Here is a 20097-nt window from a genome sequence, read left to right on the forward strand (position 1 = left end):
CTGGTGGTGAAATTTCAGGGGGATTCTGAAATAAGTTGCACGCCTAGCTCCCAAGATGGCATTTGTAGCTTGAAGGTGCCTAAAAGCTTTTCCGTCGACATGACGGAATAGGCGGGGCGCGTAGCCGGCGTGGGATAGTCGGCCGTGCCGATAGCCTTCAGTCTCTTTAGCGTCTGTTGTTCCCTGTTTGGATCGAGCTCGAGAAAACGTTTGGCAAAACCATGCCAACTGACCTGGCCGTTTGAGACCAAATTGTAGATGCCCCTACACTCGTCAAAGTAATCGCCACCGGCTTGGGTTAGTTGTTGCGCAATCAGTTGGGCCGTCGTCTCGGCGATGCTACGGCTCCAGGTGGGGCAGCCGATTTGATCATCGACAATGCCCAGCTCTTCGCGCTGGTGGGCCAGTCGCAGGATGGTGTTGTAGAAGTTTTTGCCGTGTTTGCCGTAGACCCAGCTGGTGCGCAGGATGAGGTGCGGCACGTCGACGGCCTGGATGGCCCGTTCGCCGGCCAGCTTGGTCTTGCCGTAGACGCTGACCGGATTGGGGGTGTCGATTTCCAGATAAGGTGTGGTCTTGCTGCCGTCGAAGACATAGTCGGTGGAGTAATGGATCACGGCCGCGCCGATGCGCTTCGCTTCTTCGGCGATAATGCCGGGGGCGATAGCGTTGATGCGCATGGCTGTTTCGGCATCGCTCTCGGCCTGGTCGACGGCGGTATAGGCGGCGGCGTTGACGATGAAGTCAGGCTTGATGGTTTGTATTTGTTGGCGAATCTGCTCGGGCTGGCCCAGGTCCAGCTCATGCCGGTCCACGGCGATGATCTCACCCAGGGTCACGAGGGTACGCCTCAGTTCATAGCCCACCTGGCCATTGCGCCCGGTGACCAGAATGCGGCTCACGGATAGACCTCGGCGGCGGTGAGCAACTGGCCGTCGCGATCCTTTGCCGCGAGGATCGGCGCGCCGTCCAGGGGCCAGTCGATACCGATGGCCGGGTCATCCCAGCGGATGCTGCGCTCGTATTCGGGGGCGTAGAAGTCAGTGGTCTTGTAGAGAAACTCGGCCATGTCGCTGACCACCAGAAAGCCATGGGCGAAGCCGGCCGGCACCCAGAGCTGGTGGAAATTGTCGCCGCTCAGCATGACGCCGACCCATTGGCCGAAAGTGGGCGAGCTGCGGCGGATGTCCACGGCCACATCGAAGACCTCGCCGCTGATGACGCGCACCAGCTTGCCCTGGGCCTGTTGGATCTGATAGTGCAGGCCGCGCAGGACGTTCTTGGCGGAACGCGAATGGTTGTCCTGGACGAAGCTTTCCGTGATACCGGCGGTCTCTGCGAGTATTCGTGCGTTATAGCTTTCATAGAAAAAACCGCGCTCGTCGCCGAAAATCTTCGGTTCGATGATCTTGACCTCGGGAATCTGGGTTTCGATGACTTTCATGAAAACACCGGCTCCGTCATCACGCGCATCAGATACTCGCCATAACCGCTGTTGAGCAGGGGCTTGGCCAAGGCCTCCAGCTGCTCGGCGCTGATGAAGTTCATGCGAAAGGCGATCTCTTCCGGGCAGGCGATCTTCAGGCCTTGGCGTTTTTCGATGGTCTCGATGAAGCTGGAAGCCTCCAGCAGCGAGGAGTGGGTGCCGGTATCGAGCCAGGCCATGCCGCGGCTCATGGGCTCCACCTGCAGTTGTCGCTTGTCCAGATAGAGCTTGTTGATGTCGGTGATTTCCAACTCGCCGCGGGCCGAGGGCTTGAGATGCTTGGCCATGTCCACCACCTGCTGGTCGTAAAAATAGAGCCCGGTGACGGCGTAGTGTGACTTGGGTTGTTTGGGTTTTTCCTCGATTGAGATCGCCTTGCCTTGCGGATCGAATTCCACCACGCCGTAGCGTTCAGGATCGCTCACCGGATAGGAAAACACACTCGCTCCGCCGGTACGGGCGTTGGCATTTTGCAGCAGCTCGGATAAATCGTGACCGTAAAAAATGTTGTCGCCCAGGATCAGGGTGCTGGGGTCATTGCCGACGAACTGCTCGCCGATGATGAAGGCCTGGGCCAGACCCTTTGGCTCGGGTTGCACCGCATACTGGATGTTGATGCCCCACTGACCGCCGTCCCCCAGCAGTTGTTCGAAGCGCGGTGTGTCCTGCGGCGTGGAGATGATCAGGATGTCGCGGATGCCGGCCAGTAACAATACCGAGATGGGGTAATAGATCATGGGCTTGTCGTAGACCGGCAGCAACTGCTTGGAGACCGCCTGGGTCACGGGGTACAAGCGCGTGCCTGAGCCGCCGGCCAGGATGATGCCTTTGCGTGATACGTTCATTTGATCAACCCCAGGCGTTCGCCCTGATAGTCGGCGGCGGTGACTTTCTTCCAGTTTTCCGCATTATCGATATACCAGTCGACGGTCTGTTTCAAACCGCTGTCGAAGCTCTCCTGCGGCGTCCAGCCCAGCTCACGCTGGATCTTGCCCGCGTCGATGGCATAGCGCTGGTCGTGGCCCGGACGGTCCTGCACGAAGTGGATCAGCTGCTCGTGCGGTGCGTGGGGCGAATCGGGGAAACGCTGATCCAGATAGGCGCAGATGGCCCTAACCACCTCCAGGTTGGTCTTTTCGTTGTGTCCGCCGATGTTGTAGCACGCGCCCACGTCGCCCCGCTCCAGCACCAGGCGCAGGGCCCGGGCGTGGTCCTCCACATACAGCCAATCACGCACATTGTCGCCGCGACCGTAGACCGGCAGCGGCTTACCCTCCAGGGCGTTGAAGATCATCAGGGGGATCAGCTTTTCGGGATACTGATAGGGGCCGTAGTTATTGGAACAATTGGTCAGCAGGGTCGGCAGGCCGTAGGTATGATGCCAGGCCCGCAGCAGATGGTCCGAAGACGCCTTGCTGGCCGAGTAGGGTGAGTTGGGGGCATAGGCGGTCTGCTCGGTGAACAGCCCCGTGTCGCCCAGGCTGCCGTAGACCTCGTCGGTGGAGATATGGTGAAAGCGGAAGCGCTCGTGCTTTGCGCCGCTCAGGCCCGACCAGTAGTCGCGCGCCGCCTCCAGCAGGGTGTAGGTGCCGACGATGTTGGTCTCGATAAAGGCCGCCGGCCCTTCGATGGAGCGGTCCACATGGGATTCGGCCGCCAGGTGCATCACCGCATCGGGCTGATATTTGTCGAACACTTGCTTGATGGCGGGCGCATCGCAGATGTCTATTTGCTCGAAATGATGGCGCGGGTGCTCCAGCGCCTCGCCCAGGGTGGCCAGGTTGCCGGCATAGGTCAGCTTGTCCACATTGACGACGGTGGTCTCGGTCTCGGCGATGAGCTGACGGATCAGCGCTGAGCCGATAAAGCCCGCGCCACCGGTGACCAAAAGCGTGTTGATCGACATGGAGCTGTCCTTTAATTAAGCGTCTGGGCGCCGGTAATCGGCGTAGGATTTCTCTTCCACCAACTCGGAACCGACCTTGAGATTGATCTTACGCTTTACCGCGGCGCGCTCGTCATTGGTGAAATAGACCGAGCGGGCCAGTTCGATGAACCGCGCGTCGAAGGCACCTTCGGCCTCCTTGTCACGGATGTAGTCCTCGATCTCCCACAGCTTCTCATTGATCTGTTTCAGTTCCGCGACCTCGGCGCTGATATCCTGCTGCGAAAACGGCGAGGCGTCCCAGCTGCGGCGCAGGGTGCTGAGTTCCTTGCGGATGTTGTCCAGCTTGGCCGTATCCTTGATGCGTTCCGACTTGATTTCGAGAATGGTGATCTTGTCGAGGAATTCACCCACTGAGATTTCTGCAGACAGGTTCATAGGCGTTCACCGAAGGTCATGTAGTTGTTTGATGTATAAGCGATATTGGGGCGCTAGTTTACTGGATGGGCAGTCAAAAGGCCACTTCCGCTGATGGCAGCGGGCGCCGCCCAAAGGTGGCCCGGTGGTTGGGTGTGCTGTGGCGGTGTTCCTCACGGCTTGTGAATCTATTTTCTGATGATGTCGATTTTGTGCTGGGCCTTGGTCCATTTGCCTTCGGGCTTGTCGACGTACTGAAAATATTCGTTGGTGAAATTGCCCTGGTTGCAGGTGTAGCGATAACTGGTGGTGTTGACCTTGCTGTTGTCCAACACTTGGTTGAAGACGCCGGGACCGGTGAGGTCATACACATTCTCCGAGCGGCGATGTTTGATGTTGTCCAACACCACGTCGATCATTTGCGCTAAATGTGGGTTGTCTTTCTTGCTGGCGATGAAATAGTTGCTGATGTCGCCGCGCTTGGTGGTGACGTACAGCTCGTCATAGTCGGGCTTGACGATCCCGCCCAGCGGCCAGACGAAATGGGCATCGATATCCAGGTAGACGCCGCCGTATTTCTGTAGCACCAGCAGGCGCCAAAAATCCGCCTGGGCCGCGCCGATTTGGAGCTTTGAATAGTTGTCATATATATCTGCCGCATAGTTCGATTGAATGAAATCCGCCCGCGCCTCGGTCACCATGAAGCGATATTCGAAACTGGGTGACAGCAGGCGGTTGAACAGATAATTCAGGTAGAGCGGCAGGGTGACGCGGTCGGTGTAATTGGTTTGCCAGATGATCCTGGAAATTACCGCAGGGCCGCGCTTGCTGAAGATCGGCGCGGCCCGTTGGGGCAGGGTGAATCTTTTGTTGGGAAACAGGAAATGAAAGACGTAACATAACAGCTTGGTAAGATTCGCGATGATTTTTATGATGCGACTAACAAAAAGAATCAAGAATTTTTTCACGTACTGCGTTCCCATGGCGCGTGGTTGGTATGCATAGTGTGAACCAGGCGCGACGCGGTCGCAATAACGGGGTGGGGCAGGTGAGCATACAGGCGCAGCAATTCAGCCGGCAGGGCGTGCATATTCTGTTTGACGCCGCCTGTATCGAGCGCCCTGCGGTCGAGTTTTTCGAGCCCGATCACTGGCGTGAGCAAGAGGCTCTGCTCGGCGTGGCGCAGGGGCGCGGCGCCGCCTGTATTTTTCGTTTTCGGGATCAGGTGTTTGTTTTGCGTCACTATCGCCGCGGCGGCTGGATGGCCAAGTTGAGCCATGATCGTTATCGATGGTCGGGGCTGGCCGACACACGCGCCTGGCGCGAATGGCATCTGCTCGCCGAGATGTATGAGCAGGGTCTGCCGGTGCCGCGGCCGGTGGCGGCGCGGGTGCGGCGTCACGGCCTGTTTTACAGCGCCGATCTGGTAAGCCTGTGCCTGCCCGGTGTCACGCCCCTGGCCGATGTGTTGCGGCAGCGGCCCTTGGCTGAGGCGCAGTGGCGCTCAATCGGGGCCACCATTAAACGTTTTCACCGGGCGGGTGTTTATCACGCCGATCTCAATGCCCGCAACATCCTTTTGGACCAAGACGGCCAGGTCTTCGTGATTGACTTCGACAAGGGAGCGCGGCGGGCGCCTGATTCGAGCTGGCAACAGGCCAACCTGGCGCGGCTGCGGCGCTCACTGGGCAAGTTCAAACAGCAACAGGGGCCGTTTCATTTCGAGGCACAGGCCTGGCAATGCGTGTTGACCGGTTATGCTGCTGTGTCCTCCCTTTGAGCCTGGCGCCAGCCGGCGAATTCCCTGCGGTCGCCCTATTCAAAGGGGCGTGTGGGGCGCGGTACCGCGTGGCGAGACCAGGTAAGACTCCAGCGCTTGCGCGTAGCGTTGTGCCACATCCGCTTTTGTGCCTACCAGTTGTTGCGCCCGTGCACCCATGGCCTTCAACTGCCCAGCTTGATGCAGTAGTGTTTCAATTTTTTCGATCAACGCCTCTGCATCGCTTACCTGCACCGCGGCCTGGTGTTGCAGCAGCAGATCACGTTCGTCGGCAAAATTTTCCATGTGCGGGCCAAATAGGGCCACCTTGCCCAGTCGTGCCGCCTCGATGAGGTTCTGGCCGCCGCGAGGGATGAGCGAGCCGCCCATGCACACCAATTCGGCCCCGGCGATAAAGCCCTGCAGCTCACCGAAGGTGTCGGCCAGGTAGATTTGCGTGGCGTTTGTGACCGTATCCTTGTCGCTGCGTATCGCCAATGCGTCGGTCAGGGGCCGCAGTTGCTGCAGAATCGCGGCCTTGCGTTTGGGGTGGCGTGGCGCGATGACGAGTAAATATGTCTGGCCCAGATCAGAGGCAAGCCAGGCGCGGCTGAGCTGCAACTCTTCATCGTCATGGGTGGAGGCCGCCAGGATATAGGGGCGCGGCAGCTCGATGGGGGCGATTGGCGGTTGCAGCGCTGGCGCGGCGAACTTGATGTTGTCGATCACCTGGATCTTGTCCGCCGCGGCGCCCAGTGTCTGAAAGCGCTCGGCATCGGTCTCGGAGCGGGCCAGGATGCGATCGACATTTTGCAGCGCCTGTCGGTAAACCGCGCGCATCCACCTCGGTTTATTCATGCTGCGCCGCGACAGGCGGCCATTGACGATGATCAGGGGAATGTCGTTGCGCCGGCATTGATAGAACAGCCGTGGCCAGATTTCGGTTTCCATGATCAGGGCGCAACGCGGTTTGATGTGCTCAAAAAAGCGGTGCACTGCGCGTTTGAAGTCCAGCGGCAGGTAGACGTGCTCAATGTCCGACCCCAACTTTGTTTGGGCTGTGGCGGCACCGCTGGGTGTGAAGGTGGAAACGATCAGGGGGAGCGCCGGGTAGCGTCGGCGCAGCTCCATCACCAGGGGATAGGCGGCATTGACCTCACCCACCGAGGCCATGTGAATCCACACCGGCCGGTCGTGACGCTCGGGTAGGTCCTTGCCCAGTTTCTGGCGCGCCATGCGCGGGTCTTCGGCCCGGCGGGCCTGGGCGATGCCGTGCCAGGCCAGTACGGGTGCCAGCAGCGTGAAAAGCACGCGATACCGCCAATCCGGCTTAACGGCGGTAGACATCTGCTTCCCCCTTGGGCCGGCTCTTGAAGCGGCGGTGCATCCATAGATACTGCGCCGGCGCCTTGCGCACTTCATTTTCGATCAGGGCATTGGTGCGCGTGGCGTCGGCCTGGTCGTCGCCGCTGGGGAAGTCCGTAAGCGCCGGCAACAGGGTGAGCTGATAGCCGCGGCCGTGGTCCAGGCGGCGTACGAAACAGGGCACCACGGCGGCGCCGGTAAGTTTGGCGAGGCGCGAAGTGGAGGTCAGGGTGGCGGCGGGAATGCCGAAGAAGGGCGCGAACACGGCATTGACCGTGCCGAAGTCCTGGTCCAGCGCATACCAGCAGACATGGCCCTGCTTTAGGGTTTTGAGCATGCTGCGCACGTCGCTGCGTTCGATGGCACCGAGAAAGCGGCGTTCGCGGCCGTCCTTCATCACCGCCTCGAACAGCGGATTGCGATGATATTTGTACATGACGTAAAAAGGCGCGTGCCGGGCCAGCAGCCGGCCGCCGATCTCCAGGCAGGTGAAGTGGGCGCTGAACAGGATTACACCCTTGCGCTGTTGGTGCGCGGCCTCCAGATGCTCCAGGCCGTCGATATGGCATAGCGGTGCCAATTTACGTTCACTGCCCCACCAGCACAGACCGATTTCAAACAATGAGATACCGGTGGAACGAAAACTCTCGTTGACGATGGCCTGCCGTTCGGCCTCGCGGAGATGGGGGAAACATAGTCGGATATTGGTTTCGGCGATGTGGCGGCGGCGTGGAATGGCCAGTTGCATCAGTCTGCCCAACAGGCCGCCCAGGCCCAGTTGCCAGCGATAGGGCAACAGGATAGCCAGTCTCAGCAGACCGAAGCCCAGCCACAGCGGCCAGTACCGCGGCGCGAGATACGGACGCGGATCAAGTCTGGCTCTGCTGCGGTTGCTCAAAAGAAAAATCGTGCTTGATTATGGTTGGGGCGCGTCGCAGCACACAAGACGGTGATTCCTGAGCCGGGGGCAATGCTGCGCACGGCGCCCCCTAAGAAGAGGTCTCTAACCAGGCGTTCACCTTTTGCACGTCTTCCGCACTCAGCATGCCGCCGGCCTGTTTCAGGCGCAGGCTGGCGAGGATGTAGTCGTAGCGTGAGCGCGCATAATCGCGTTGGGTGCGAAACAGTTCGCGGCGGGCGTCGAGCACATCGACCGTGGTGCGCGTACCCACTTCATAGCCGGCTTGTGTGGCCTGCAAGGCGCTTTCGGATGAAGCGACCGCCTGGCGCAGCGCCTTCACCTGGCTGATACCGGCCAGCACATTCAGGTAGGCCTCACTGGCTTCGCGCTGAACCGTGCGGCGTTGCTGTTCCAGCAGATCGCGGGCTTGCATGTGGCGGGCCGTGGCGCTGCGAATGCCGGCCGAAATGCCGCCGCCCTGATACAGCGGGACGCTGAGTTGCAGGCCGATGGAGTTGGTTTCGGTTTCGCGGCGGCCGAAACTGCCGCCGCCAACATCGTTGAAGTCATGGCCGGCCACCAGGTCGAGGCTCGGATGGCGGTCGGCGCTTTGTTGTGCCACGGCCTGGCGCGCCACTTCCACATTGGCTTCCGCGGCCAGCAGGGTGTAATTGTTTTGCAGGGCTGTTTCGACCCAAGCCTCGATATCGGTGGGGTCGGGCGTGGCCAGTTCCATGTCGTTACCGAGGCCCAGCAGGGGATGCTGCGGCAGGCGGCCGGTGAGTTCACGCAGGCCCTGACGGGTCACGGCGAGGTTGTTCTGAGCGAGGATCTCGGCGGCGATGGTCTGGTCATAGGCGGCCTGTGCCTCCTGCACGTCGGTAATGGCGATCAGGCCGACCTCGAAGCGCTGTTTGGCCTGTTCCAGTTGGCGCTCAACGGCGTTTTTTTCCGCCTGCGCGAATTCCAGACTGTCGCGTGCCGCCAGTACCTCGAAATAGGCCTGGGCGACGCGCAGAATGATTTCCTGATAGACCTGATTCAGCCGGGCCTCGGCCTGGCGCGTGGTGGCCTCGGCCTGGCGCAACTGAGTGACGTAATCGCGGCGATACAGCGGCTGACGCAAGTTCAGCGCATAGCCTTTGGCGGTATAGTTGTTCTCGCTCGACGGAATCAGGCCGCCGGAAGAGGTAACCTCTTCACGGACCCGACTGGCATCGGCGCTGAGGGTGATGTTGGGATAATAGAGAGCCTTGGTCTCACGTTGATCGTAGGCGGTGGCCTCGAAGCCGGCTTCTTCGGCGCTCAGCGTCGGGTCGCTGTCCAGCGCCGCTTGATAGATCTGCATCAGATCTTCGGCCTGGGCAGCCGGCGCGAGCATGGTGCAAGCGATGAATGTCGCGAATGTGCGTTGCAGCGTATTCATGTTGATTAGTAACGCTTCATCCCTGAGTCTACATTGCAGGCCCAGGCGTCGATGCCGCCGACCAGATTGATTAGATGTTCAAAGCCGTTGGCGGCCAAGATGACACCGGCGCGCTGACTGCGCATGCCATGGTGACAGATTAAGACATATTCCCGCTCCGCGTCCAGCTCGTCCACGGCTTCGGGGATTTGGTGGAGCGGAATATTGATCGAACCTTGTATGGCGCAGATCTCGACTTCAAACGGTTCCCTGACATCAAGCAGTACCGGTTTGGGCTCGTCTTGGTTAAGCAGTTCGAGAACCTGCTGGGGGCTCAATTGGCGCATGAAAACCTACCTTCGTGGCACATAAGCGCGTAATGGTATACGGTTTGCCCTAGAATACAAACCGTTGAGGTTTTATGGCATTTTCCAGGTGCTTGATATCGGTCTCGAACAGGGTCTCCTGACTCCATTCATTGATGCCGGTGCGGGTGATTAAGACGGCTTCCATCACCGGTGAGTCACCGACGATGGCCACCAGACGTCCGCCGCGGTTGAGTGATTTCTGGAATGCCTCGGGGAGTACCGGCAACGAGCCGGTGATGAAGATGGCGTCATAAGGGCCGTGCGCATCCCAGCCCTGGGCGGCGTCGCCCGTTTCCAGGGTGATGTTGGTGATGTCCAATGTCGCCAGGTTCTTGGCCGTGGTATCGACGAACGCCTGATGTATGTCGACGCTGTAGACTTCCCGGCAGGTCTTGGCCAGCAGGGCGGTGACATAACCGGTCCCACAACCCACTTCCAGCGCCACGTCACCCTCCTGAAGATTGAGCGCCTGCAGCATGCGGCCCACGTACTTGGGTGCCAGCATCACCTCGCCGTGGCCGATGGGGATGTCGATGTCGGCATAGGCCACGTTCTGATAGGCCTGCGGGACAAACGCCTCGCGCGGCATGGCCTCCATCAGTTCCAGTACCTGAGAGTCCAACACATCCCATGGGCGGACCTGCTGCTCCACCATATTGAAACGGGCAAGCTCTACATTTGTCATCTTCTGCTCCCTAGCTTAAGGACCGACACAATTCACAACCGCCTAAGGGTAAGCAGTTTGGCGTATCGAAGCAAGCGTTTATGTTTATGGAATTGCTAAGGTTTTGCCGTAACAACGGCGGAAATTATAAGCCTGTCCGGTACTTGCGCCTTGAAAAACGCAGGCCAATGGGCTAATTTGAACTCTCTGACGCTGGGGGTGCCCATACCTTAAATTCACGGGCTGAGATCACACCCTTTGAACCTGATCCGGTTAGTGCCGGTGTAGGGAAGGCAAATGTCCTCATCACGACGATTCTTCGTGCTCCCCGGCAGACTTGTCACCCTATCATCCATAGAGGCAAAGCTATGAGCGCGATACCAGAAGAGTTTTTGAAACAGACCGCCCGGATGTCGGATGAAGTTACCCGGCCGTTCACCAACTCAAAAAAGATATATATAGAAGGATCGCGTCCCGATATTCGTGTGCCCATGCGCGAGATCAGCCAGGCGGTGACCCATAGCGACAGCGGCGTGGAGGAGAATCCGCCCGTCACGGTTTATGACACCTCCGGTCCCTACACCGACCCGGCGGTCAAGATCGATCTGCTTAAAGGCATGCCCGATGTGCGCACGGCCTGGATCGAAGAGCGCAATGACACTGAAATCCTGAGCGGGCCGACCTCCGCCTTCGGTCGGCAACGCCAGAACGCCCCCGAGCTGGCCCGGCTGCGCTTTGAACACATCCGCACGCCGCGCCGTGCCCAGGCCGGCAAGAACGTCAGCCAGATGCACTACGCCCGCCAAGGTATCATCACGCCCGAGATGGAGTATGTCGCCATCCGCGAAAACTGCCGTCTGCAGGAGCTGCGTCAGGATCCGCGCTACACAAAACTACTGAAACAGCATCCGGGTGAGCCCTGGGGCGCCAACCTGCCGGACGAGATCACCCCCGAATTCGTCCGCGACGAGGTGGCTCGCGGCCGCGCCATCATCCCGGCCAACATCAACCATCCCGAGCTGGAGCCGATGATCATCGGCCGCAACTTCCGCGTCAAGATCAACACTAACATCGGCAACTCCGCCGTCACCTCGTCCATCGAAGAAGAGGTGGAAAAGATGGTCTGGTCAGCACGCTGGGGCGGCGACACCCTGATGGATCTCTCCACCGGCAAGAATATCCACGAAACGCGCGAATGGATTCTGCGCAACGCCCCCATGCCCATCGGCACCGTGCCCATCTATCAGGCCTTGGAAAAGGTCGACGGCAAGGCTGAGGAGCTGACCTGGGAGATCTTTAAAGATACCCTCATCGAACAGGCCGAGCAGGGCGTGGACTACTTCACCATCCACGCCGGTGTGCTGCTGCGCTACGTGCCGCTGACCGCCGAGCGCCTCACCGGCATCGTCTCGCGCGGCGGTTCCATCATGGCCAAGTGGTGCCTGGCGCATCATCAGGAGAACTTCCTTTACACCCACTTCGACGAAATCTGCGCGATCATGAAGGCCTACGATGTCTCCTTCTCGCTGGGTGACGGTCTGCGCCCCGGTTGCCTGGCCGATGCCAACGACGCCGCCCAGTTCGGCGAGTTGGAGACGCTGGGTGAGTTGACCCAAATCGCCTGGCGGCACGACGTGCAGGTGATGATAGAAGGCCCCGGCCACGTGCCGCTGCAGATGGTGAAAGAGAATGTGGACAAAGAGCTGGACGACTGTTTCGAAGCACCGTTCTATACTTTGGGCCCCTTGGTCACCGATATCGCCCCCGGCTACGACCACATCACCTCCGGCATCGGCGCCGCCAACATCGGCTGGTACGGCACCGCCATGCTCTGCTATGTCACGCCCAAGGAGCATCTCGGCCTACCCAACAAGCAGGACGTGCGCGACGGCATCATCACCTACAAGATCGCCGCCCATGCCGCCGACCTGGCCAAAGGCTTTCCGGGTGTGCAGTTGCGTGACAACGCCTTGAGTAAAGCGCGTTTCGAATTCCGTTGGGAGGACCAATTCAATCTCGGTTTCGATCCGGAAAAGGCGCGTGAATTTCACGATCAGACCATGCCCAAGGAGTCGCACAAAGTGGCACACTTTTGTTCCATGTGCGGGCCGAATTTTTGCTCAATGAAGATTACCCAGGACGTGCGTGATTTTGCCGCCAAGCAGGGTGTTTCTGAGCAGGAGGCTTTGCAGAAGGGGATGGAAGAGAAGGCGGTTGAGTTTAAGAAAACCGGGGCGGAGATATACCAGAAGGCTTGATTGCTGCGCTGGTATTCCTTCTCTCTTCTAAGCACCCGCAGGGCATATAGGGGGTACTCGCGGAGCATAAAAGGGTTAGGGGTTAAAATTCCTGCGTTTGTCGCAGGTTTTTTGTTTGTATCGCTCCGCGATGATTGATTTCGATGCGGTTCCCGGACCGCGGCCGGGTTCATTTCTTTTGCGCGGCCAAAAGAAACGAACCAAAGAAAAGGCCGCCCGGATGACTTGCCGGATTGGCCAACCCCGCCAATCCGGTGCCCTGCGCTCCTCGCCCATAGCGGCGCGCTCTAGAACTCGCCCGCTCGCTATCGCTCCCGGGCTCAGACAAAGAGCGCTTGTTTCCGCTATGGGCTGCGGTGCTCGGCGGCGTCATACGGGATCTTCCAACCCACCTTAGCCCCACCGGTTGGAAGAAATCATTATGTGGTTTGGAAAACTGTCCTATTCCAACCTTGAGGGGCCACCGTCGTTGAACCTTGCCCGCCAATCCCATCCGACGCCGCCGAGCATCGCAGGCCGAGACGGGTTAAGCGCGCAACTGAAGCGTAGTTTGCGCCTTTGCGCGCGCCGTCTCGGGCGAGAAGCAAAGGGGTGAGACGGAAACAGGCGATCATCCAGTGAATGATCGCCCCGTCGAACGGGTGCGCCGCTTTTAGCGCACCCTGGGCACCATTCAAGGGTCTGGCTGATGGGGCAAGTCGCCGGGAGCATTTCTTTGGTTACTTTCTTGTTGCCACAAGAAAGTAACTCGCCTTGCGGGGCGAAATCCCGCATCAAAATTAATCATCGCGGTAGCGATACAAACAACAAAACCTGAGACAAACGCAGACTTAGTTAATGAACCCCTCACCCTCGCCCTTTTATGCTCCGCGAGTACCCCCTATATGCCCTGCGGGTGCTTGAAGGGGAGAGGGGACAATAAACCAAAGGTAGGAGAAATAAAAAAGCCCATGCATCACTACGCAAGCTTTTCCAATCAACGAGCTGAACCCCAGGCCTTAATCCTCATCATCCCCGTCATCAAAAAAATCATCATCCACATCCCCGATCCCGATCTCCTCCAGCGCTTCTTCCTTCGGTTTTTTCTTGGGTGCGGTCGTGACAGCGGGGGGTGCTTCCAAAACAGCCGATGGCTTGCCGCGCGGGGTGAATTCCTTGACGATCTTTTTGAAGGCCTTTTTCAGCTCTTTGGTGATGTCGGCCTCATTGCCGTTGAGCGGCCTCAGCTTGGGTTCAACAATGTCGCGCTTGTATTCGATAATGGCGTTGCGCTGTAGATTGAACAGATAGAGGGTGTCGGTCTTGCCGGTGGAGAGTTTCGGGTCCTGCGCTACGGGACTGCTTTTGTCTCCGATTTCCAAATAACCAAACCAGAGTGATTCTTTGCTCATTGCGACTCGTCCTCTTCGAGTTGTCCGGGGTCGTAAGGTCCTGTTGGAGTTGCCTCAGGCGAAATATATATCCATTTTTTCGGATTTGTCTTCCTTTTTTTTAGGGCTCGGTGCGGTCGTGGCCAGGCCTCCCGGGCCGCTGTCGGAAGGCGTGTTAAAATTCCAGTTATGACAGCTAGTTACCCAACCCCCACCGAGACTGTGGAGGCGGAGATCGAAATCAAGAAGAGCCGCTTTATCGCGCGCGCCGCCAAGGTGACTGAGCGCGCGGCGGCGCTAGCGTTTGTGGAGCAGGCCAAGCGCGATTTCCCCGACGCCCGGCATCATTGCTGGGCCTATCTGCTGGGTGATCCGGACTCGGCCGCCAGTGCGGCGATGAATGACGCCGGTGAACCGTCGGGCACGGCGGGTAAGCCGATCCTGAACGTGATCCAGCATAAGGGGGTGGGGGATGTGGTTGTGGTGGTGATCCGTTATTTCGGCGGTATAAAGCTGGGAGCGGGTGGTCTGGTGCGGGCCTACAGCGGCGCGGCGCAGGCGGCCATGTCTATCCTGCCGCTGGCGCAGGCGCGGCCGGTGGAGGCGGTTGAGCTGAGCCTGGATTTTGCCAAGGAGCAGTTGCTGCGTCATTGGGCCGAGCAGCATGAGGCGGAATTGTTGCAGGTGGATTATGGTGAGCAGGTGCAACTGCGCCTGAGTGTGCCGCAAGATGCGCTGGATGAATTGGGGGTCTTTTGCGCCGCCCAGGGGGTTACGCGCCGATCGTGAATGCCAATACCTTGCTGACGTGGGCCAGCGGTCGGCCGCTTTCTTTGCACCATTGATTGAAGGCCTGTTGCACCAAGCGTAGATCGCGTTGCGATTTCGGATCGGTCGTGACGACCCCTTCCCGTTTCAGTGCTGCAATCACGTCACCGCTGAGAATGAATGAGTCTTTACCCATAAAGCGCAGAAAGTATTGCGCCGAGTTGCCGCCCAGGCGACTGGCCCGTTTTTTCAGCAGGATTAACAGCTCTGCATAATCCTTCGCTGGCCAATCGGCAAAGAAGCGCGCGGCGCTGCCGTGCGCTTCGGCCAGGTCGCAGAGCAAGGTGGCGTTGTCGCGTACGGCGAGGATCTTTTGGGCGTGACGGATAATGCGCGTGTCTTTGAGTAGATGCTCGAAATCCGCGTCGGACATGAATTTCCAGCGCAGCGGATGAAAGCCGGCGAAGGCGGCCTCGAAACCGGGCCATTTTTTGTCCACCACACTCCAGTTGAAACCGGCGTTGAAGATGCACTTCGACATCATGGCGAGCCAACGGTCGTCGGGAATGGCGGCCAGCTCTGCGGCTGACAGTGGTGTGGGCAGCAGCGCCTCCAGCGCCGCTGCGCCACCCTTGCGCCGGGCGGCCTGTTCATACAGGGATGCAAAGCTTGTCATGATAAAATGCCGTGTTTTTTCCAAGGCGGATTGAATGGGATGAGTGACGATTATAGCCGACGCTTCGGCGGGATTGAGCGCCTCTACGGCAGTGCCGCCGTGCCGGTGCTGCGTGACATGCATGTCTTCGTCGCCGGTGTGGGCGGGGTCGGCTCCTGGGTGGTGGAGGCGCTGGCGCGTAGCGGCATTGGCAGGCTGACTTTTATCGACGGCGATACGGTGGATATCGGCAATGCCAATCGTCAGCTGCATACGCTCAGCGCGACCTTCGACCGGCCCAAGGTTGAGGTGATGGCCGAGCGGGTGCGACAGATCAGTCCCGATTGTCAGGTGGCCGCCGTTCACCAGTATTTGAATATGGAAAATATGCAGGCCTATCTGGAGAATGATTACGACTATGTCATCGATGCCCTGGATAGCATCAAGTTCAAGTCCAATATCATTGCCTATTGCAGGCGTAACAAGGTCCCCATCGTCGCCACCGGCGGGGCGGGCGGTCTCACCGATCCGACCATGATCCATGTGGCCGACCTGAGTAAGACTTATAACGATCCACTGGCGGCCAAGGTGCGTGGCCGCTTGCGCGGCGAGTTTGGTTTCAGTCGTAACCCAAAACGTTCATTCGGGGTGGAATGCGTATTCTCATCGCAGCAGCAGGTCTACCCCAAGGAGGACGGTAGGGTGAGCCATGAAAAGCCGGGCATTCACGGGGTGTCGCTGGATTGCCGATTCGGCTACGGTTCGGCCAGTTTCGTCACCGCCGCGTTTGGTTTTGTGGCGGCCTCGCGGGCAATCAACAAAACGCTAAAGAAAAAACTCGCTTAGCTCGCCTTCCTCAGCGGGATCGCGGGATACGCCTTCCTAGGCGCCGCGCTGAAGCGCGAGCATACGGGCTAGCCCTTCAGCCCCAGCGGGTCGTTGGGGTCGATGTGATCCTGGAAGGGGTAACGCCGGTCCATGTTGGTGATCTGATAGACCTTGCCGAGCCAGTTGTTGAGGACGGCCTCGGCGGTGTCATGCCAGGTATTGTCCAGGCGCATCGTTACCAGCACTTCCGGCAGCTCCGGCGGGGTTTTGCCAGTTTTTACCGCCTTCATGACCTGCAGTTTGTGTTCCTCCAGAATGGCGGCCGACTGCAGGCTGAAATAATTTTCCGGCATGGGCGGATACTCGGCGCGTTCGCCCTTGATGTAGTGCATTACATCGCGCTTGTATTCCTTGAGCAGGCTGATGATGTCGTACTCCGGATGGCCCTGGAAAAACACCAGTCGGAACCGGTCTTCGCTGACCGCCAGGTGCACACCGGCCTCCTTGCTTTCCACCAAGACTTTGAGCCCGGCCGCCTCAAATTGCTGACGGCAGATATTGTTGTAGCGCGAATGGGGAATGTCGAAACGCGTATTGACGCCGGCCACCAGCGGGTGCTCGCGGTCCACCAGGTAGTGGGGATAGACGCCCCAGCGTTTGAAGCCCAGGTGCTTGCGTTTCTGGCTGTAGCGCATTTGCATGACGGCGTGGGTGGCCAGGCAGGAGCACAGCGTCGAGGTGACGTTGTCATAGGCCCAGTCGATGACCTCTTGCAGGGGGTGCCAAAAGGGCTCCATGGCCAGGTCGGGCTGGGTGACATTGGCGCCGGTGATGATCAGCGCGTCCAGGCCGCTGGCCTGGATTTCGTCGAAGCTTTCGTAGTATTTGGCCAGGTGTTGTCGCGCCTTATCGCTGCGCGGCAGTTGTGGCAGGGTAAAGGGATGCATGTAGAACTGGGCGATTTGGTTGGATTCGCCCACCAGGCGAAAGAACTGGCGCTCGGTGGCCTCCAGTGCGGCATCGGGCATCATGTTGAGCAGGCCGATATGCAGTTCGCGGATATCCTGATGCACGGCGGCATCGCTTTGCAGGATGGTCTCGCCTTCGACCTTCAGGCGTTTGAATGCAGGCAGGTCCGAGTTGGCGACCAAGGGCATGGCGATTATGCCTGTAAAGCTCGTTCGACCAGGGCGAGGAAATCCTGCTCGCATTCCACCATGGCCAGGTCGGTTGTGCTGATGGTGTAACCGTATTGCCGGGCGATCGCTTCATAGCGCGGGATGCGGCTGTAAAACAGGTGCGGGAAGACCCAGCGCACGAAATCATCCGGATCGATTTGGGCGACATAATCCAGTGCATGCTGCCCCATGTACTTGGCCAGCTGCTCGTCGAGAAAGGCCTCGCGGTAATACAGCGGTTTGGGCGCGATTTCGGCGCGGCGGATCAGTTCTTTTTCATCCTGCTCGGTGGCCTTTAGGTATAGAATCAAGGTGTGATCGGCCAGGGTCTGCAGCGTCTCCTCGTCATCCAGTTCGCAGACGCTGCCGCCGGCATCGTTGATGAAATGGCTGTAGCCATAGATCTCGTGGGCCTTTTGGATAAATTCCGGTACATCGCACATGGCGGCGATTTCGGCCTGATGGTGCAGGGCCTGGCGGCGCTTGAATTCGGGCAGCGACAGGCCATCCTGTTCCGGATTGCCGAGTTTGCCGAGGAAGCTGGACACTGGACTGAGATCGTCAAAGGTGAGGTTGTTGGCGATGTAAATGGAATCGGTGCGCAGCAGGTCGCGCAGAAACGGAATCTGCATGGCCTGCTGCTTGATGTTGTCCAGAATCGGTTCGTCCAGATAACGGCTGCCGATGCGGTAATCGCCGGAATAGTGAAACCAATTGCCCTTGCGCAGCATGGCGGACAGGCGCGTCTTGCCCACCCCGGACATGCCCAGCAGGGTGATGCTCTTATGTTGCCAGTTTCTGAATTCTTGCGGGCTTAGACGCACGGTCCTACCTCATGACTGACGAATTGCTATAGTGTACCAAAGCCGTAAATGTTTCAGGATCTCTTATGCGTTATCAGACCATCGTCAGCGATGAAGCACTGCTCAATCACCTGCCCGACCCGCACTGGGTCATCGTCGATTGCCGTTTCTCCCTGGCGGATACGGAAGTCGGCAGGCGGGCCTGGCTCAGCAGCCATATCCGCGGCGCGCATTACGCCCACTTGAACGAAGCCCTGTCAGGCCCGGTGACACAACACGGTGGTCGCCATCCGTTACCCAACCGGGAGGAACTCCGGCGCCGGGTGGGCAGCTGGGGCGTGACGCCGAAGAGCCAGGTGGTGGCCTATGACGCCGCCGGCGGTGCCATGGCGGCGCGGCTGTGGTGGTTGCTGCGCTGGCTGGGGCATCGTGACGTGGCCGTGCTCGACGGTGGTTGGCAGCGCTGGCAGGCGTCGGGCCTACCCGTTTCACGCGATCAGCCGATCGAGCTGCCCAGTTGCTATCCCGATACAGAAGAAAGTCAACCCTGGCTGAGCACAGAGGGCGTGGTTCAGGCGCTGGAAGAGAATGCCATCCTGCTCATCGACGCACGCGCCGCCGAGCGCTTCAGCGGCCAGGTCGAGCCCATCGACCCGGTGGCCGGCCACATTCCCGGCGCCGTCAACCGGCCGCAGCAGGAGAATCTGGATAAAAGCGGTCGCTTCAAGCCGGCCTTGCTGCTGCGTGATGAGTTCGAGGCCTTGCTGCATGGCCGTAATCCGTCAGAAGTGGTGCACATGTGCGGCTCCGGTGTCACCGCCTGTCACAACCTGTTGGCCATGGAATATGCCGGACTCAGTGGTTCGCGCCTGTATCCCGGCTCTTGGAGTGAATGGTCTCGGGCTTTAAAATAAATATATAATAAAACAATTAATTACTTAATTTATTTCATGTTATGAATCAAAATATGGCGCCAAACCGGGGTTGTCTAAAATCAATAAGTTATTGAAAGTGCTTGTTAAAATAGCCTAAGGGCGCTTGGAATCGGGCGGCTGGCATTGTATACTGCCAGCCGCGTTGTCAGAACAACAATAAAATTGGGGGTCATGAATGAGACTTAGAATCTCAGCTTTACTATCGCTTTTCCTTGCTCAGCCGTTCGCCGCTCAGGCCAATGATTACTACTATGGCTTGTCGCTGGGCAGCACCACCTATGAAGAACCCGGCTTTGAGTTCAAGCTTGCCACCCTGGGCGGCAAACTCGGCTATCGCTTCAATAACATTCTCAGCGCCGAAGTGCATGCCGGGATAGGGGATTCTGATGACGCCAACGGCGTCTCCATGGATATGACCTACCTTACCGGCGCTTTTCTGCGCGCCGATTGGTCGCCTGTTGCCGACGGTCGTATCAAGCTCTACATTCTGGGCGGTTTCAGCGCCGCCGACCTAGAATTTAAAACCGCGAGTACCACAGCCAGCTCAACCGAGAGCGGCGTTTCTTACGCGGTCGGCATGGAGCTGTACGCCAATCGCGAGCATGGCATCGCGGCGCAGTGGAGTCGCTATCTGGATGACACCCTGAGGGGTGTCGACTATACCTTGGACGGCCTGAGTCTGGGCTATTTCCGCTATTTTTAGCGCCTGCGGGCGAATCAATGAATTTGTTTGTTGAGGGTCATACGGTTATGTATAAACGAAAACTTCTGGCCGCCATGTTTGGTGCGGCAATCTCGCTCGGTTTGGGGGCTTGTGGGAGTGATAGTGATTCTTCCTCCAATAGTGGCTTGAGTGATTTAAGTGGTGGTAGCTCCTCTAGAAGTGATGAATCCGGGACCGGGACGACGGTCACCGGATCTGAGTCAAACCCTGCCCGTGCCATAGAGATTACATATCCGAGAAGTAACGCAATTGTTGATGAGGGGGGCGGGGTTTATAGCAAGAGAGGTAGTGCGGTGGTTACCGACGCGGAAGGAAATCCGGTGCCGGA

21 protein-coding genes are annotated in these 20097 nt (G+C 58.8%); 6 read left to right on the top strand and 15 right to left on the bottom strand.

The genetic code is table 11. The features are described 5' to 3' along the window. Window positions 1-14 precede the first annotated feature (14 nt). From Tel_02915 to Tel_02940, 6 genes are all read right to left on the bottom strand, one after another. Window positions 15-902: a dTDP-4-dehydrorhamnose reductase gene (locus tag Tel_02915; protein ID ALP52180.1), complete on the bottom strand. Its 888-nt coding sequence runs from the start codon at window positions 900-902 to the stop codon at window positions 15-17. Further along, complete coding sequence (locus Tel_02920; protein ID ALP52181.1) at window positions 899-1444, bottom strand: dTDP-4-dehydrorhamnose 3,5-epimerase; 546 nt, start codon at window positions 1442-1444, stop codon at window positions 899-901. The genes Tel_02915 and Tel_02920 overlap by 4 nt, the downstream gene beginning before the upstream one ends. Then, window positions 1441-2331: a glucose-1-phosphate thymidylyltransferase gene (locus tag Tel_02925; GenBank protein ALP52182.1), complete on the bottom strand. Its 891-nt coding sequence runs from the start codon at window positions 2329-2331 to the stop codon at window positions 1441-1443. The genes Tel_02920 and Tel_02925 overlap by 4 nt, the downstream gene beginning before the upstream one ends. Continuing rightward, entirely contained in the window at window positions 2328-3392 is a 1065-nt protein-coding gene (locus Tel_02930; protein ALP52183.1) for a dTDP-glucose 4,6-dehydratase, read from the bottom strand. Before Tel_02930 ends, Tel_02925 begins: the two co-directional genes overlap by 4 nt. Before the next feature lie 15 nt (window positions 3393-3407). Then, on the bottom strand, window positions 3408-3809 hold the full coding sequence (locus tag Tel_02935) for a hypothetical protein (GenBank protein ALP52184.1): 402 nt from the start codon (window positions 3807-3809) through the stop codon (window positions 3408-3410). Window positions 3810-3976: 167 nt separating this feature from the next. After that, window positions 3977-4771: a glycosyl transferase gene (locus tag Tel_02940; protein ALP52185.1), complete on the bottom strand. Its 795-nt coding sequence runs from the start codon at window positions 4769-4771 to the stop codon at window positions 3977-3979. A 14-nt stretch (window positions 4772-4785) separates the two neighbouring features. On the opposite strand from Tel_02940, the gene Tel_02945 reads away from it, so the two are divergent. Continuing rightward, entirely contained in the window at window positions 4786-5568 is a 783-nt protein-coding gene (locus Tel_02945) for a hypothetical protein (GenBank protein ALP52186.1), read from the top strand. A gap of 39 nt (window positions 5569-5607) precedes the next feature. Here Tel_02945 and Tel_02950 read toward each other — a convergent pair whose 3' ends face one another. The 5 genes from Tel_02950 to Tel_02970 all read right to left on the bottom strand — a co-directional run bounded on the left by Tel_02950 (window position 5608) and on the right by Tel_02970 (window position 10271). Next, on the bottom strand, window positions 5608-6894 hold the full coding sequence (locus Tel_02950; protein ID ALP52187.1) for a hypothetical protein: 1287 nt from the start codon (window positions 6892-6894) through the stop codon (window positions 5608-5610). Continuing rightward, window positions 6878-7810, bottom strand: a complete 933-nt coding sequence (locus tag Tel_02955) for a hypothetical protein (protein ALP52188.1) — start codon at window positions 7808-7810, stop codon at window positions 6878-6880. Before Tel_02955 ends, Tel_02950 begins: the two co-directional genes overlap by 17 nt. Before the next feature lie 91 nt (window positions 7811-7901). Next, window positions 7902-9239, bottom strand: coding sequence for a hypothetical protein (locus Tel_02960; protein ALP52189.1), 1338 nt, complete (start codon window positions 9237-9239; stop codon window positions 7902-7904). A 5-nt stretch (window positions 9240-9244) separates the two neighbouring features. Then, window positions 9245-9565 (bottom strand): hypothetical protein, encoded by a 321-nt coding sequence (locus Tel_02965; protein ID ALP52190.1) that lies wholly within the window; start codon window positions 9563-9565, stop codon window positions 9245-9247. Between the two features lie 49 nt (window positions 9566-9614). Next, the gene (locus Tel_02970) at window positions 9615-10271 is read right to left on the bottom strand and encodes a protein-L-isoaspartate O-methyltransferase (GenBank protein ALP52191.1); all 657 of its coding nucleotides are present in this window, start codon (window positions 10269-10271) and stop codon (window positions 9615-9617) included. 347 nt (window positions 10272-10618) lie between these two features. Here Tel_02970 and Tel_02975 point away from each other — a divergent pair, with 347 nt between their 5' ends. Beyond that, window positions 10619-12508, top strand: coding sequence for a thiamine biosynthesis protein ThiC (locus tag Tel_02975; protein ALP52192.1), 1890 nt, complete (start codon window positions 10619-10621; stop codon window positions 12506-12508). Window positions 12509-13506: 998 nt separating this feature from the next. Here Tel_02975 and Tel_02980 read toward each other — a convergent pair. Next, window positions 13507-13899, bottom strand: coding sequence for a hypothetical protein (locus tag Tel_02980; protein ID ALP52193.1), 393 nt, complete (start codon window positions 13897-13899; stop codon window positions 13507-13509). Between the two features lie 168 nt (window positions 13900-14067). On the opposite strand from Tel_02980, the gene Tel_02985 reads away from it, so the two are divergent. Next, window positions 14068-14667 (top strand): hypothetical protein, encoded by a 600-nt coding sequence (locus Tel_02985; protein ALP52194.1) that lies wholly within the window; start codon window positions 14068-14070, stop codon window positions 14665-14667. Here Tel_02985 and Tel_02990 read toward each other — a convergent pair. After that, window positions 14651-15322, bottom strand: a complete 672-nt coding sequence (locus Tel_02990; GenBank protein ID ALP54710.1) for a 3-methyladenine DNA glycosylase — start codon at window positions 15320-15322, stop codon at window positions 14651-14653. The genes Tel_02985 and Tel_02990 overlap by 17 nt on opposite strands. 39 nt (window positions 15323-15361) lie before the next feature. Here Tel_02990 and Tel_02995 point away from each other — a divergent pair, with 39 nt between their 5' ends. Further along, a complete protein-coding gene (locus Tel_02995) occupies window positions 15362-16147 on the top strand; it encodes a sulfur acceptor protein CsdL (GenBank protein ID ALP52195.1) in 786 nt (261 codons plus the stop codon). 68 nt (window positions 16148-16215) lie between these two features. Here the strand turns inward: Tel_02995 and Tel_03000 are convergent, their stop codons facing one another. Both Tel_03000 and Tel_03005 read right to left on the bottom strand, forming a co-directional pair. Next, window positions 16216-17286, bottom strand: a complete 1071-nt coding sequence (locus Tel_03000) for a homoserine O-succinyltransferase (GenBank protein ALP52196.1) — start codon at window positions 17284-17286, stop codon at window positions 16216-16218. Window positions 17287-17291: 5 nt separating this feature from the next. Continuing rightward, a complete protein-coding gene (locus tag Tel_03005; protein ALP52197.1) occupies window positions 17292-18131 on the bottom strand; it encodes an ATPase in 840 nt (279 codons plus the stop codon). A gap of 65 nt (window positions 18132-18196) precedes the next feature. Here Tel_03005 and Tel_03010 point away from each other — a divergent pair, with 65 nt between their 5' ends. Together Tel_03010 and Tel_03015 are read left to right on the top strand one after the other, a co-directional pair. After that, window positions 18197-19024, top strand: coding sequence for a 3-mercaptopyruvate sulfurtransferase (locus Tel_03010; protein ALP52198.1), 828 nt, complete (start codon window positions 18197-18199; stop codon window positions 19022-19024). Window positions 19025-19301: 277 nt separating this feature from the next. Beyond that, window positions 19302-19748 (top strand): hypothetical protein, encoded by a 447-nt coding sequence (locus Tel_03015; protein ALP52199.1) that lies wholly within the window; start codon window positions 19302-19304, stop codon window positions 19746-19748. Window positions 19749-20097 lie beyond the last annotated feature (349 nt).

It is taken from the genome of Candidatus Tenderia electrophaga (genome assembly GCA_001447805.1).
GTDB lineage: Bacteria > Pseudomonadota > Gammaproteobacteria > Tenderiales > Tenderiaceae > Tenderia > Tenderia electrophaga.